15 protein-coding genes are annotated in these 14,138 nt (G+C 47.8%); 12 read left to right on the top strand and 3 right to left on the bottom strand.

Translation table 11 applies throughout. From position 1 onward, the window contains the following. Nucleotides 1-61 precede the first annotated feature (61 nt). The 10 genes from HX448_RS01870 to HX448_RS01825 all read left to right on the top strand — a co-directional run bounded on the left by HX448_RS01870 (nt 62) and on the right by HX448_RS01825 (nt 8,834). Nucleotides 62-436 carry a hypothetical protein gene (locus tag HX448_RS01870; RefSeq protein ID WP_226846806.1) on the top strand — a complete coding sequence of 125 codons (375 nt, stop codon included), beginning with the start codon at nt 62-64 and terminating at the stop codon, nt 434-436. Between the two features lie 418 nt (nt 437-854). Then, nucleotides 855-1,643 carry a radical SAM protein gene (locus tag HX448_RS01865; protein ID WP_226846805.1) on the top strand — a complete coding sequence of 263 codons (789 nt, stop codon included), beginning with the start codon at nt 855-857 and terminating at the stop codon, nt 1,641-1,643. A gap of 11 nt (nt 1,644-1,654) precedes the next feature. Continuing rightward, nucleotides 1,655-2,419 carry an adenosylcobinamide amidohydrolase gene (locus HX448_RS01860; RefSeq protein ID WP_102331379.1) on the top strand — a complete coding sequence of 255 codons (765 nt, stop codon included), beginning with the start codon at nt 1,655-1,657 and terminating at the stop codon, nt 2,417-2,419. Next, entirely contained in the window at nt 2,420-3,352 is a 933-nt protein-coding gene (gene cbiB / locus HX448_RS01855) for an adenosylcobinamide-phosphate synthase CbiB (protein ID WP_102331380.1), read from the top strand. 2 nt (nt 3,353-3,354) lie between these two features. Further along, on the top strand, nt 3,355-3,876 hold the full coding sequence (locus tag HX448_RS01850) for a cob(I)yrinic acid a,c-diamide adenosyltransferase (RefSeq protein ID WP_102331381.1): 522 nt from the start codon (nt 3,355-3,357) through the stop codon (nt 3,874-3,876). Nucleotide 3,877: 1 nt separating this feature from the next. Further along, nucleotides 3,878-4,666 (top strand): carbon-nitrogen hydrolase family protein, encoded by a 789-nt coding sequence (locus tag HX448_RS01845; RefSeq protein WP_102331382.1) that lies wholly within the window; start codon nt 3,878-3,880, stop codon nt 4,664-4,666. Next, nucleotides 4,653-6,473: an adenosylcobalamin-dependent ribonucleoside-diphosphate reductase gene (locus HX448_RS01840; protein WP_102331383.1), complete on the top strand. Its 1,821-nt coding sequence runs from the start codon at nt 4,653-4,655 to the stop codon at nt 6,471-6,473. The genes HX448_RS01845 and HX448_RS01840 overlap by 14 nt, the downstream gene beginning before the upstream one ends. 53 nt (nt 6,474-6,526) lie before the next feature. Next, a complete protein-coding gene (locus HX448_RS01835) occupies nt 6,527-7,036 on the top strand; it encodes an FMN-binding protein (protein WP_162485803.1) in 510 nt (169 codons plus the stop codon). Next, nucleotides 6,972-7,694, top strand: coding sequence for a 4Fe-4S binding protein (locus HX448_RS01830; RefSeq protein ID WP_162485804.1), 723 nt, complete (start codon nt 6,972-6,974; stop codon nt 7,692-7,694). Before HX448_RS01835 ends, HX448_RS01830 begins: the two co-directional genes overlap by 65 nt. Before the next feature lie 243 nt (nt 7,695-7,937). Then, nucleotides 7,938-8,834 (top strand): hypothetical protein, encoded by an 897-nt coding sequence (locus HX448_RS01825; RefSeq protein WP_102331386.1) that lies wholly within the window; start codon nt 7,938-7,940, stop codon nt 8,832-8,834. A gap of 512 nt (nt 8,835-9,346) precedes the next feature. On the opposite strand, the gene HX448_RS01815 is transcribed toward HX448_RS01825, so the two are convergent. Further along, complete coding sequence (locus tag HX448_RS01815) at nt 9,347-10,366, bottom strand: PIN domain-containing protein (RefSeq protein ID WP_162485805.1); 1,020 nt, start codon at nt 10,364-10,366, stop codon at nt 9,347-9,349. A 166-nt stretch (nt 10,367-10,532) separates the two neighbouring features. Between HX448_RS01815 and HX448_RS01810 the strand changes: the two genes are divergently transcribed. Next, nucleotides 10,533-11,462: a hypothetical protein gene (locus HX448_RS01810; RefSeq protein WP_102331388.1), complete on the top strand. Its 930-nt coding sequence runs from the start codon at nt 10,533-10,535 to the stop codon at nt 11,460-11,462. 130 nt (nt 11,463-11,592) lie between these two features. On the opposite strand, the gene HX448_RS01805 is transcribed toward HX448_RS01810, so the two are convergent. Together HX448_RS01805 and HX448_RS01800 are read right to left on the bottom strand one after the other, a co-directional pair. After that, on the bottom strand, nt 11,593-12,213 hold the full coding sequence (locus HX448_RS01805; protein ID WP_102331389.1) for an imm11 family protein: 621 nt from the start codon (nt 12,211-12,213) through the stop codon (nt 11,593-11,595). After that, nucleotides 12,201-12,704 carry an AHH domain-containing protein gene (locus HX448_RS01800; protein ID WP_102331390.1) on the bottom strand — a complete coding sequence of 168 codons (504 nt, stop codon included), beginning with the start codon at nt 12,702-12,704 and terminating at the stop codon, nt 12,201-12,203. Before HX448_RS01800 ends, HX448_RS01805 begins: the two co-directional genes overlap by 13 nt. Between HX448_RS01800 and HX448_RS01795 the strand changes: the two genes are divergently transcribed. After that, on the top strand, nt 12,694-13,710 hold the full coding sequence (locus HX448_RS01795; protein WP_162485806.1) for a hypothetical protein: 1,017 nt from the start codon (nt 12,694-12,696) through the stop codon (nt 13,708-13,710). The genes HX448_RS01800 and HX448_RS01795 overlap by 11 nt on opposite strands. The last annotated feature ends 428 nt before the right edge of the window (nt 13,711-14,138 follow it).

The following is a 14,138-nucleotide window of genomic DNA, read 5'->3' as shown; positions in this document are numbered from 1 at the left end:
GCTAGTAGTCAAATTATTTTGTTTGGGGATGACGATCTTGCTCGTGTGCGTCGGGTGTGCTGTGCCGGAAGCGAAACAAACCATACCCGATGAATGTCCTGACCTGGGGTTGTTAGTTACAAAGGCTGTAGTGACGGATACGCTAGATCCGTATGGTCGTCCAATTACTTCGGATAACGAGTTTTCGGTATCAGGTAGAGCAATCTACTTGGTGTTCTCCTTGTCTGATGACATGTGTTGCCGTACATTAAACGTGAGGTGGTTCAGTGAAGGCAAGCCCGACCCCATTCAAATAGATGATAACATCCACTCACAATTTCCGGTAACACTTAGTTTGAAAGCGAACGGAAATGGATACGTTCCAGGTGTTTATACCGTGAAAATTTACATTGATTTCTGGGAGAAAATTAGCATTCCGTTTTCAGTGCACATCTGAAAGACAGTTTGATGAACTACTCATATCCAAAAAGACGAAAGCAATGTCTGGCGAATTACTGTATATAATCATTGTCATCGCGATGCTTGTTGTCTGTATTATCGGAAGGAAATTTGGTGACACCGACAATCGTGATAAAAATGATCAGGAATAGACCCTCGCCTTTCGATATTGTCATCGCACATTAAAAATCGAGCTTCTGAAACCCACTGAAGATAATTTTTCTTCAGCGAACGGAATGGAAAGCCGGTGAGAGTCCGGCGCAGTACCGCCTACTGTGTGTGGGTGACCACGAGCCAGTAAAGCGCCGGTTTCAGACACAACATCTTCCGGTGGTAACAGAAGGTGGGAATGGAGTTAAAGTAATTTAGCCCCCTCCTGCCGTTCGGAGGGGGCTAAATTTATTAGGGAGGAACAATTGAAAACACACGATGCGATAAACACGACGGTCTACCATGTCGCCTATGCGCCCGCAATAGCCAAGGCTTATCTTTTTCACTGGGGCTGCAACCTTAAATGCCGCGGTTGCCTGTGCAACAAAGAGATCAATTGCATGGCACTAGAGGAGAACCTCGACGTGGTTCTGAGGGATCCTAAGTTGCCGAAACCTGAGTCTCCGTCGCAGTTTCTTCCGCTCGATCATCTCATGGACACGCTCAGTAAAGTCCCGGTCAAAGAAGTGTTGTTTGAAGGTCAGGAAGCTTCGATCGACCCGGCTTACGGCGCCATCACCAAGGCTCTAAAGGAGAAATTCCATTCCTACATTACCCTTAACACCAATGGAGTCAAGCTGCCAGACCTTACCTACACCGATGAGGTGGTGATGAGTCTGAAGGCGGTGACGCCGGAGACCTATCGTGAATATACCCTTCACACGAATAACCGGGTGCTCCGGAACTTCGCGGAGGTGTATGACCGAGGTATCAAACTGCGGGCCGAGAGCGTCTTTATCCCTGGGCTAATCGACCAGGAGGAGACGGAAAAGATCGCCGAGTTCGTAGGGGTTATCGACAAGGCGATTCCCTACCGCATCGATGCATATTTCGAATCTGGGGCGGACAATCCCTGGCGGCGGGCCACCGCCCAAGAGATGGCAGCGGCTGTAGCTGCAGCCAAAAAACACCTGATCAATGTGACCTGTACGCAACAGACAGCGAAAAAGCTGGAGAAGACTGACCTGATGTACGAAGTGGTCAGGCTGTATTAGGTGAAAGAAAGATGACTACGATCGATAAGAAACTCCCCCGGAAACAAATAGGAAATTACCAAGGCATAGACGTCGATGTCGTCTACCACAATGCCGTCGGGGTACCGGCCGATACCCTGTGTATCGACTTGCCGGAGAAAAGATCGATGCTCTCCACCCGCCACGGCTATAAGGTAACCGACGTCATCTGCAATTGTCACGTGCCCAAGACGCTCTGGGACTATATGCATGACGAGTCTCGCTGCTGGCAGGAGACCTACGGCCAGATCATAAAAGAAGTCCTTGAAGAACACGGCACCACCATCGAGGACATCGCCTTTTTATCCACCGGCCTGAATCAGGAGAAGCTAGCTATTGCCGAAGAGGTTTATGAAGAGTTCTGGGTTTTGGCCATCACTACGGCTGGGGTCAAAACCAACGCCATGCGCGTCGGGGTGGATAAAGCCACCGGCATCGAGCGTAATGGCAAATTCGAGAAGATCGGCACTATCAACAACATTGTCCTGACCAACGCCATTCTCGAGCCCCCTGCCTTGGCTTCATCTTTCATAACAATTACCGAAGCTAAAAATGTAGCCTTGCAAGAGTTAGACATCAGAAGCGCCTATGATCCCACGCGCCTGGCCACGGGCACCGGTACTGACCAGATAATTACCGTCTCGGGCTTAGAATACAAATACACCTATGTCGGCGGCCACACCAAGCTGGGGGAGATGATGGCGGTAGCCGTCACCCGATCGACGGTCAACGCTATCAGGAATGCGAGAGGGTATTAGTTGGACCTGGTACTGATCCTGCTTCTGGCCCTTTTAAGCGACCTTACCGTTGGGGAGTATCCGGTTGGTCTGCATCCGACGGTTTGGGCGGGGAGGGTGACAGGATTCCTGATCAAGCCGGGTTTCAGGTGGCCGGCAGGCTTCCAATTTGTATATGGATTGTTTATCAGCCTGGCGATCATCGCGCTTTTCACACTGCCCGCTTGGCTATTACTTGATTGGTTGAAGGGAATCAATTACTGGCTTTACATCGTAACAGGCGCAGTGTTGTTGAAACCGACTTTCTGTTTGAAGCAGCAATGGCAGGTAGCGGAGAAGACTCAGGCAGTACTTGAGAAAGGCGCGCAAGTGCCTCTTGGGATGAAAGGGCTTTTCGACACGATCAGCCATAGTGACGCTGTTACCAGGAACGACATCATATCTTCGAGTGTCAGATCTATCGCCGAGAACGCATCGGACTTTGTCACCGCGCCTTTGTTCTTCTACATCTTCCTTGGTGTGCCGGGTGCAATCGCCTATCGGGTTATTAACACCCTGGACAATATGATCGGATATCGGGGGAAATACGAGTATCTCGGGAAGTTCGCCGCGGTTCTCGATGATTTGGCTAGCTTTGTTCCGGCCAGAATCACGGGTCTATTCATAGTGATAGCCGCAAGACTCCGCGGTTTCGGTTTCGGCCAGGCTTGGCGGACGATGCTGTCGGACCACGATAAGACACCTGGCCCCAATGGTGGTTGGCCGATGGCTGCTGCAGCCGGAGCGCTCGGGGTGAAGCTTTACAAAGCTGGTCACTATGAGATCGGGCAATCGACCAGGGATCTGACGCCCGGGAATATTTCCGAGGCTGCCGGGCTTTTTCGGGTAAGCATGACGGTCTGGATAATTACGGCAGCTTCAACGCTGACTTTGGTATCTCTAATGCGAGGGTGAACATGATAACCAAAGGAATGGTCCAGGTATTCACCGGCGAAGGCCGGGGTAAGACATCGGCGGCGATGGGTACAGTCATGCGGGCTGTGGGTTACGGGCTGAAGGTGCTGGTGGTCTTCTTCATGAAAGGCAGCCGCAAGCAGGGAGAATACGAAGCACTCGACCTTTTAGGGGTGGAGCATAAGAACTACGGCCGGGCTGGACTTCTAAGCCCCAAAAACATCCGAGCCGAAGACCGACTGAAGGCACGGCAACTTCTGCAGTTCGCTCAACAGGCGGTATGCAGCGGGGACTATGACTTAATCGTCCTTGATGAGGCCAACACAGCCGCCGCCTGGGCGCTCATCCCGACGGATGAACTACTCGATCTTATCCGGCATAAGCCCGAAAACACCGAGCTCATAATTACCGGCCGGTATGCCGATGAAAAGATCATAGAAGCCGCCGACTTGGTATCGGACCTGCGTAACGTGAAACATCCTTTCGATCGCGGCCTGCCAGCCAGGAAAGGACTGGACTACTAGGATGAGGGTGGCTTTTCTGCACATTGAGCCGCAACCTGCCGAAATCGATGACAATCGGAGTCTGATCGAGCGGCTCATTTTAACCGCAGCCGAAAACGGCGCGCATTGGATCATGACTCCTGAATTATGCGTTTCGGGCTATTACTTTGCTGATGTCATCGGCAGCGATTGGATCAATCCCCAACCTGATCAATGGATGAAACGGATAATGGGCATCAGCCAGGAGAAAAACCTGAGTATCTTCCTGTCTCATCCTGAACTCGATGAGGCAACCAGCAAGAGCCACAACACCGTCTTCGCCATTGACAAAGGAGTAATTGCCGGTGGGCACCGCAAGATCGAAGTCCATCCCGGCGCCGAGGAAAGCTGGTCTTCGCCCGGGACGACCCTCGAACCTGCAACCGTGGGTGGAGTCAAGGTGGGGATGCTTATCTGTGCCGATACCTGGGGCACTCATCACGGTGTTGCCTTGTCTGGGAAAGACGCAAATCTGCTGGTAGTAAGCACTGCCTGGGGGCACAAGTACCCGCCGGTGGAACACTGGAAGAGACTTTCATCAGACACCGGCCTCCCTGTTTGGGTCTGCAACCGCACTTGCATCGAACGAAACGTTGACTGGACGCAAGCCGAGAGTATGGTGCTTATATATGGCGAGCCCGTCTTGAGATATTCCGGCGAACCTTCCCTACTACTTTTTGACTGGGACATGGACACCATGTCGACAGAGTCTATTGAGTTTGGCGTTGTCAGGCTAGACACGATGGGGGTTAAACACGATGCTCGATCTTAAGACTGAATTATCTTCCTTATGGCGACCAGACACAGATGCCTTCACCGAGTTGACGCCCAACGCCCGGATCGTCTTAGAAAAGCGTTACCTAAGGCGGAATGAGCGCGGTGAGTTAATCGAGACCCCTAGGGAGATATTTCAACGAGTTGCTGAAGCCGTTGCTATGGCTGAACTTAATTACGACCCTGAAGCGGACACAAAGGCAATCGCCGATAAGTTCTATAGGATTATGGCAGGGCTTCTATTCCTGCCGAATTCACCGGCGCTTCTAAACGCAGGCACCGGCTCAGGGCAACTGGCTGGTTCGGTGGTACTTTCCGTCGAAGATTCTATCGCATCAATCTTCGATACGGTTAAGACCGCGGCGCTGGTCCACCAGGGTGGCAGCGGTATCGGCTTCAACTTCTCCCATGTTAGGCCAAAGGGCGAACAAGTGGGGGGTCGGCTTGATGTTGCCCTCGGCCCAGTGGCGTTAATCGATATTCTCTCCCGGGCGACCCAGCCTATCCGGCAGGGCGGCATACGCCGCGGTTGCAACTCGGTTGCCTTAAGCGTGGACCATCCGGATATCCTGGAGTTCATTAGAGCGAAGAGCGACCAGACGTCACTTGCCAATTTCTACACCTGCACTTTAGTCACCGATGATTTCATGGAGACAGTGAAAACCGGCAGGGATTATCCACTTATCAATCCACGGACAAACGAGCCGGTTCGTTGGTTGAATGCCAGGAATGTTTTTGACCAGATTGTCGACCAGGCGTGGCATAGCGGGGATCCGGGGCTGATCTTCATCGATCGCATCAACGAGGATAATCCGACACCACATCTAGGCCGTATCGAACACGTGAGCGGCTGCGGAGAGCAGCCATTACTGCCAAATGAGTTCAGCCATTTGGGATCGATCAATCTTTCCAGAATGCTCAAAGTTGATGGCGACGGACTCATCATTGACTTTGATAAGTTGCAGTATGTAGCCGCCACCGCCGTCCGATTTCTGGATGATGCTCTTGATGTCACTCGGTATCCGACTCCCGAGACCATGTTAGCTACCTTGAGAACCAGGAAAATCGGGCTGGGAGTCATGGGTTTCGCCGACATGCTCTTTCAGATGCGGATCCCGTATGACTCTGAAGCAGCGATTGGGGTGGCACATCAGGTGATAGAATTCATCGAGGAGGAAGCTCACCGGGCTTCCAGGGAACTGGCGCTTGAGCGTGGTTCTTTCCCCGCCTTCAAAGGTAGCATTTACGATGTTCATGGGGCGAGTCCGATACGGAACGCTGCTTGTACGACTATCGCTCCTACTGGAACGATATCGCTTATTGCCGGATGCACCTGCGGTATCGAACCAGCCTTCGGAACGGTGTTTGTCAGGAACGCCTTCAAGGGCGAACACCAACTGCTCGACATAAACCCTCATTTTGAAGATGCTGTCCGGCGATCGGGAGTGTTGTCGCTCGATCTTTTACAGCGGTTGGTGCGGCACGACTATCTCGGTGATCAGGCGGACGTACCCGAAGAAATCCGTAGAATATTCGTTACCGCCCACGAGGTCAGCCCGGAATGGCATGTGAGGATGCAGGCAGCGTTCCAGGAATTTACCGATGCGGCAGTATCCAAGACGGTCAATTTACCTGCGAGCGCTACTCGAGAAGACCTATTTGGTATCTTCCTGCAGGCATATGAATCAAGGCTTAAAGGCATCACTGTCTATCGTGACGATAGTCGCGCGTCGCAGCCTTTTTGTACGGGGGAAACTGGTATTAAGTTGGTCAGAGCCTACCATGAAAGCAGGATTGTGGCTTGATCTCTAGTACCCTTTGGAACCGACACCACCGAAAGTTGTTCGTTGTAGGCATAGTGGCAGTGCTCCTCGCTGCCGCTGTTTTCGGACAGGTTAACCACCAGCAATCCGGCTATGAAAATTTCCTTCCGGGGTTAACACCTGAGGCGGCTTCGTATAGTTCCCTTAAGACCTCAGGAAAGACAACGCTTTACCAGGCAGTGGATACTACCGGTGAAGCTGTCGGCTTCATTACGGCTGCCGAAGGACCCGGCTACGGCGGGCCGATGTCAGTGTTGGTCGGCTGGACGACCGATGGGGTCATCACTTCGGTCATAGTGCCGGAACACCACGAAGACCTGCCGTGGTGGAAAGTGTTAGCCAAAAATGATTTTTTCAATCAGTACGTCGGACGATCTTATAGTGAACCACTCCAACTGTTCGCCGATATAGATGCCAATACCGGATCTACCGTTTCCTCGAATGGAGTCGCGGTTGGGGGTGCGCAGCGGCAGGCTAATTTTGGCGGAATACCTGGGCCATCCTTACACTGGTCCATCGGACCCTATCCGTATTGGGTTCCCTGAGATTGGCCTGTTATTGGGAATGCTATCGGTGGTGCTAGCCAGGATGTTGCCCGGGTTACGACGGCACACATGGCCGCGAGCCGTTACTCTTACCTATGGCTTTGTGGTTGTGGGCATTTGGCTATCGATTCCCCTTTCTCTAACCAATATTGCCTCCTGGCTGGTGGGTTATTCGCCTCACTTGCAGACTTTTTTCGTCATTTATATTATTGTATTCGGTGTTATAGGTCTTGCGGTTATCTTCGGCAAGAACTTTTACTGTTTTTGGCTGTGCCCATATGTGGCAGTACAGGAGCTGTTGCATCTTGCCTTCGGATCAAGGGCCCGGCCGAATCCGAAATGGTTCAAGGTGTTAAACAACGCCCGTTTCGTCCTACTTTTCATCGCTCTATTCCTGGTGCTCGTACTCAAAAACCCGTCTGTGTCGGTCTTCGAGCCATGGAACGTGTTATTCAGCCTAAAAGGCTCGGTGGACCAATGGGTTCTCATGGGTTTTGCCCTATTGGCGGCGGTGTTTGTCTACAATTTCTGGTGCCATTACCTGTGCCCAGTAGGCGCTGTTATGGAAATTGTACTCAAAGTCAGAAAAGGGGTTATCGGACTATGGCCCAAACGCAAAGCGTTAGAAAACCCAAAGCCTTCGCCGACATCTTCGTAGCAACGCTGGTGGGAGTAGGTGTGATTATGGTCCTTGTAGTTATCGCTAACAAAATAACTGCGTTAGGGTGAAAAAGTAGGCCAACACGATTTTATATCTAACCCAGATACAAACCTAGTTTTGGATATTTTTAGATGCTTAATCCAAAATTTATCGATTAACAATGTGACGAAAAGTGCAATGTCGAAATTGCAAGCTCGTACCCGGGTTGATAGGTAAGAATATTGAGGCTAGAATCCGAGGATGGCAATTCGATTCATAGATGGTTGGGAAGGCAATCCTGTGCGTGATCCGTTTGATGTCCTAATTCAAACTCTCAATCTCATTAACGGCTTGCTTAACAACTTTGAGAATCGTCTTGATGAATATGAAAAATATATCAGAATTTACTTGGAACGTATCCACCTTGACCAGTCACTTATGGTCTCAGCCGCTTGCCTCGCTATTAGAGACTTAGATGAATGGCCTCAAAACGGTTGGGCAATATACTACCCAACCCCTTCGAGTTTTATAGCTAAAGGAGAACAATATTTTAAGGTTAATCAAACGCTAATGCTAAAAGAATACGCACATGCAGTAGCACAAAGCTTTGAGGCATTTGAAACTTTTTTGCGGGACTTGCTTGCCACCTTTTTCCGACTAAACATTCGTTTTGTTGATAAAGCCAAGATATTTGAATTTGACAATCATCTTAAAACGAAGGACCGAAGACCTAGTGACACTGACTACTGGAGAGGATTCATAGATAGATTCTATCCGCAAAATACCCACGTCCTTAAGGCAATTCATAATATTGCTCCTGAAATTAAAAGAATTGAAAATACTAACAATCGCGGAATAGATCTAAAAGAATGGTTCTCTTTAGTAACCGAAGTGAGGCATGCAACTATCCATTCGAAAGGCACTATTAAACCGTATCGTATCCAAAACTTGAAGGCGTCAGTGAACGAACACTTATTGTCCACATATGCTCCAGGATTAAAAACAAATAGTGGATATCAGGTTGAAATGAGTAAAGAAGCAACTCATGAAAACCTAACATTGTTTGCAGAATACTCCTACATCATTTTTAAACATCTCTCAAAGATCGCGGGATATACCTGCGAAATCAATTCATTCGTGACTGAATCAACTGGATAAAGCTGATTCGCTCTTAGGACTTGGCGTGATTTTATTTTATCCAAAATATGTTTTGAATCTTTTTCCCAAGCAACCTATTTGCCTTTACTTGGACACAAAATCCAGACGAATTGCTAGAAACAACGGGTTCGATAACAAAACTGACTTTTGTGTGGTTGCAAAAAGGGGGGCATAAAAATGCCCCCTTTATTTGGTTCAAAGGATCGATTAGTGCTTAGTTTTGTCAGGCGTCCCGTAACCCTGGCCTTTTTTAGGAGTAGGCGGGAATGGTTCTCCTTTTGTCACTGTTCGCTCAGTTCCCCTGTCACCACCACGAGGACCAACTACAGGATACTGGCCTGAATCGGGAGCTTTCTCTCCTGGCTTGTGAAACTCTTTGCCCATCGATTTTCTCCTTTTCAAAATATTAGTTGTATTGTAGATTCTCGATGCCTGGTGGGCAACAAAATAACATTTTGTTTGACTGAGATCTAAAACGTTCAGCCTAGGGTTGAGCAGTCCGATACATCCCTCTAGAAGGGGATATCATCGGGATTAATGTAAGAATAAATCGTAGAGAACTCTTGGTATAGCACCGGATCAATAACCCCTTCACGACCTCGAAGAATTTGTTCGGAAAATGTTTTTACATCTTCATCTTCAAAGATCATAGATATCTGTTTGTTGGATACCATCGCCTGCACAATCTCATTCAACTCAGTATCGGTAAAATCAGAATGCTTAGTTAGGTCCTTGATAGCAGCATGGGTGCTTTTAAAATTTGGACTGGTAACTAAAGCATCGATTGCCAATTGCTTTTCCAGCTCCGAAGCTAGTTTAATTTCTGGATATTTATCCCGGAAAAAATCTGTGAGCTTTCTATAGAGATAAACATTTGATTCTTTTTCTGAAATCCACTCTCGCCTCAAGAATTCGCACAATCTATTCCCATCAAGTTTTGAGACAAAATCCTCATCTTCAGTGACTAGATACAAATCAGTTTTCTTGGGAACAGAATTGAGAAGAGTTAACCAATTAATTCCGTCGCCCAACGAGCCATTTTTCCCAGGAGGATTTCCTCGATTGGCTCTTTTGACAGCTTCTTCTACGATATCGTCATCTGTTTTAATGGATTTCCCTGCAGTAAAGACGCTCTCTATTATTCTGTCTGCGGCCAGCTCTCTTGCATCGATCTCTATTCGGATTTTTTCGAGGAGAGAAGCTCGCGTTTTTCGCACAGCCTCCAAGTGGCTACGCATTTCTTTATATTCATCGTAGGTTTTAGTGATGTTCGGAAATTGATCAGGTATCGGCTGGTTACGAAACTTTGACAGAGCATCAGAAATCTTGTTTTCTCTATTACGATTGAACTCATCAACAACCTGCATGGGTATGTAAAGAAGAATTTCCTTGCTCCGGATTGCTACACTAAGCTTGTTGAGTTCTTCTAATGCATCCTCGGAGAAATGATAAAAATTGAGGTATGCATTAGTGTCAATAAATAGGTGTATCACGGCGGTAATTGCCCTCGCATTGCGTGATAAATTTTCCAATCGGTAACGTTATAGCACCGCGTATTGGACTATTCAACCGAATCACATACTTCTCTAGATCGAAATACAAGTCAGTATGGTCAACGAAGCCGACCTGAGTGATCAGTTCTGGCTCGCCCAGCGCGTTTGATAGTATAATCTGTTCAATTAACACGAGGAAATTGCTATGCCCCGAGACGATTTTTCAGTGCAAACCAAAGATTTGTTGGCTGAGCGGGTTGCCAACAAGTGTTCGAACCCGGCTTGCCGGCAGCCCACTAGCGGCCCCCAAGATGACCCGGATAAATCGATAAACGTCGGTGTCGCCGCCCACATCACCGCCGCATCAGAGGGTGGCCCTCGTTTCGATAATACTCTCACGAGCGCCCAAAGACAGGCACCAGACAATGGAATCTGGTTGTGCCAGAATTGTGCAAAACTTATCGACAATGACGCGAATCGTTATCCGGTCGATAAGCTCCTGGAGTGGAAAATACTCTCTGAAAAAAACGCTGCTCGGGCGCTTGAATGTAAAGTATCCCATCTAGAGGATGAATTCTCCGATCTTGAAGCTTTGATGCCTAAATTATTGGCAGAAATGCGTAAAGACCTAGTTGAAAATCCTCTCAAGCGTGAATTCGTTCTTTTGCAAAGGTCTTGGATTTATAATTCTAAGGATGGCCACGAGCTGGTTTATTACTATGATGACCATCCTGAACTCGATAATATGCTGCATATTCTACAAAACCGGTACCTTGTCAAAGATATTACTCATAACAACGTAGCTAGATATGTAATTGACGAGAAATTTGCGAGGTACCTTAATGGCCGGACTTTGTCCCTGACAGTCTTTTCATATTCTGGCATTGGCAAAATGAATACCCCTCCATTCACAAATAGTGCTTCTCCCTTTAAACTCAAATATTCGGTTGACTGGAATGGGCATTTCGCGGTGCAGGTCAAAACTAACTCAAATGGAGATTTAGTTGTGAATGGACAGGCTATACGCGAGCAACCTTATGAGACCTACGTCTATGGTTTTACTGGCACTTTGTATTTTCATGTGATGGAAGCTCCACCAAATGGTCGGTGGAATTTGCAAGTGACAACCACTTGATGATGATTTCATCGATGTGCGACACAATAGCTTGTAAAGTACGATAAGTTTTTCATTCGGTTGCATAAGAGACCCATTCTGATCCACACGGGGTTAATTTGAATGTCTTGGGAAAAAACCCACCGTCTTTTCAATAGGTCGCCACCGGGTCGATTTCTAGTCCAGTAAATCGGTTATTTGTTAGGCAATCTCTGACACGACGGGATAAATAAATAGTTGTGTCTCCTCTGCCTTTGATATTCAGGCGAAATATATCAATATTATTAACTTTGTCAAAACGCAAAGCCACCTTGACAGCTCCTAAAAGAGGATGGTGGGTATCCTCTGGTTTATCCCCAAGGTTGATCCAGCGAGTATGTTCCCAATCCAAAGCGTCAACTTCTTGAAAAACATTCAATGCCCAATAAGGACCGAGTTTCTCTCCATTTTCGTCATTGACGACAGTTATTGGTAAGAACTGGACGCCAAATACTCCACATTCTTCGAGTTTAGTTTTGACGCGGTCAGATACGACGATCCAATGGATCCCAACCAAAATATAATCTTCCTCACCCGTTCCCTTGACGTAAAAAGTAATACCGGGTGGCCAATCATCGATTAGTTTTCCTTCGTAAAACCTGTATTCATCGAACCCTTTCAAGTCGTTCTTACCGGTGAACACAACGCCACCAAGTTTCGGCCAAACAGGCCCACCAGCAAATAACTTAAAGACAAATGGCTTTGCTACTTTAGGCAACTTCATTTCCACCATGACTTCCTCAGCATTCCAGGATTGTCATTTACAAATCGAGATAACTTACCAAACATATCATTAAAGACCCTTGCGTTTCCTTTTGCAGTAGCATCTATTCTCTGTAATTGTTCATAAGCCCATTTATGATATTCGGTGGCGTGTCGACCTTTGTGAGGTATTTTGACTTTATTCCAACTACCGTTCAAGTCTAACTTATAGTTCTTAGTGATTTTATCAAACAACGGCGTCCACGTTTTGTTTTTATCTGTTAATACATGGTGATTCTCGAGGGGGAGCTTTTTTAGGACATCGTCCGTTTGCGAAATAGACTGCTTTGCCCCCTGCTTCGCCCCGTCGCCTGTCTTCTTCACCAAGGATTTTAAGACATCGGAGGCTTTTTTACCTTGTTCAGCAGATTTATCCACAAGCCCCACCGCCACTTTACCTGCGGCTTTGCTTAGCTTGGGATTGAATACTCCGGCTACGGCGTTTATGACGTTGGCCGGCATCGTTTTACCCCAAACAGATCGATCCCACGAAAAATTGAAAAAACAAATCCGATACTTAGCCCAAGCCGCGGTAGTCGTATTAGTGATTATTGGTATCGCAGTCGGAGGCTCTTACCTTGGTTTAAAAAGCAATGCCCTTCAAGCTAGTGTCGTTCCCGATATATTGAAAGCCCCATTGACAATCCTTGGTGATCAGCCCCACTACTGTGATGGGACGGCGTTGGTTCACCAAGCTGCCGAGGATCTAATTAGTGGCAATAATCCTTACTCATCTGCAAACGTAATCACCGCGCTTGAAGAATTCGATAAACAGTTTTTCACCCAACGTCCATATACCAATGTAACCCCACTTCAAATCGGCGAGTTCGCGCAATCATTCCCTTATCCCACACCAGAACAACTCGATGCATTCTGGCAACAAGCTAGGCTCACGCCGGAAATCCTGCCACCCGAGGTTGAGTCACACCTTTGTTATCCAGCGGGGTCCTTTTTACTTATGGCTCCATTTCTGTTATTGGGCATTAACAATATCCAGGTATTCATATTAATATTTTTCCTGGGAGCGGTTGTATTAGGGATATGGCTGATTCCCAATAGAGGCAAACTACTCTTTTTGCTTGCGATGTTCCTCAGCCTCGAACTTTGGATCGCGGGTATCATCCAGGTCGATAAACGTTTGATCGTTCTACCTTTCATGCTGGCAGGGTGGTTGCTTATCCCCAAAAGGCCCTTCATTGCGATGGGACTCCTTGGCGTTGCCGCCGCAACCTACCAAACGTCTTGGTTCCTGATACCGTTTGCTGCAATCTACGTATATCATTCATGGGGAATGAAAAAAGCGGTCATCGGATTCTGCTTCATCTGTTTTGCCTTTTTGCTCCTGAACTTGCCATTCATTGTCACTGATCCAGTTCTCTGGTTGAACTCAGTGCTTGCGCCGATGATCAATCCACTTTACCCGGCGGGGGATTGGTTTGGTCAGCCTGGTGCAAACGGGTATCGTTGATATCCACTCTACGTTGTTATTCACCCTCATGGAAGTGATATCCTTTGCGGGTGGTCTCACCTGGTACCTGATATATGGCCGCAAATACCCAGTGGCGGCGATACCACTTTCAATCTTGCCGGTATTTTTATCGTGGCGTAGTCTCGTCGGATACTTTTACTACGTCGACGTTATTCTTTTGGCGGTTGTCCTGATTCAATATTACGGCCAGCCTCGCCTCTTTTTCGCGCGTTGAGTGCAACCACAGGTTTGGTGTGGAAATCACATTCAGCTAATTTGTATAGAGGTTTTCAATTTTCGCTATCCGGCTATCACCCAAGTGCTATCGACCGTTTGACTTTCCTACAAAGCTATTTTGCTATCCAGTGTGTTTCGCATGGGTTCCCAAACGAGATAGCATAGTGGGATAGTGGATAGTAAAAGGTCAA

Source organism: Dehalogenimonas etheniformans (genome assembly GCF_014672715.2).
Taxonomy (GTDB): Bacteria; Chloroflexota; Dehalococcoidia; order Dehalococcoidales; family Dehalococcoidaceae; genus Dehalogenimonas; species Dehalogenimonas etheniformans.
The sequence above is the reverse complement of the archived record's forward strand: the minus strand, read 5'-3'. Positions and strand labels throughout refer to the sequence as shown.

Bases quoted from the DNA above. Each gene is read 5' to 3' on its own strand.
- HX448_RS01860 (WP_102331379.1), top strand. From the start codon at position 1,655: ATGACTACGATCGATAAGAAACTCCCCCGGAAACAAATAGGAAATTAC.
- HX448_RS01850 (WP_102331381.1), top strand. From the start codon at position 3,355: ATGATAACCAAAGGAATGGTCCAGGTATTCACCGGCGAAGGCCGGGGT.
- HX448_RS01845 (WP_102331382.1), top strand. From the start codon at position 3,878: ATGAGGGTGGCTTTTCTGCACATTGAGCCGCAACCTGCCGAAATCGAT.
- HX448_RS01840 (WP_102331383.1), top strand. From the start codon at position 4,653: ATGCTCGATCTTAAGACTGAATTATCTTCCTTATGGCGACCAGACACA.
- HX448_RS01825 (WP_102331386.1), top strand. From the start codon at position 7,938: ATGGCAATTCGATTCATAGATGGTTGGGAAGGCAATCCTGTGCGTGAT.
- HX448_RS01810 (WP_102331388.1), top strand. From the start codon at position 10,533: ATGCCCCGAGACGATTTTTCAGTGCAAACCAAAGATTTGTTGGCTGAG.
- HX448_RS01805 (WP_102331389.1), bottom strand. From the start codon at position 12,213: ATGGTGGAAATGAAGTTGCCTAAAGTAGCAAAGCCATTTGTCTTTAAG.
- HX448_RS01800 (WP_102331390.1), bottom strand. From the start codon at position 12,704: ATGCCGGCCAACGTCATAAACGCCGTAGCCGGAGTATTCAATCCCAAG.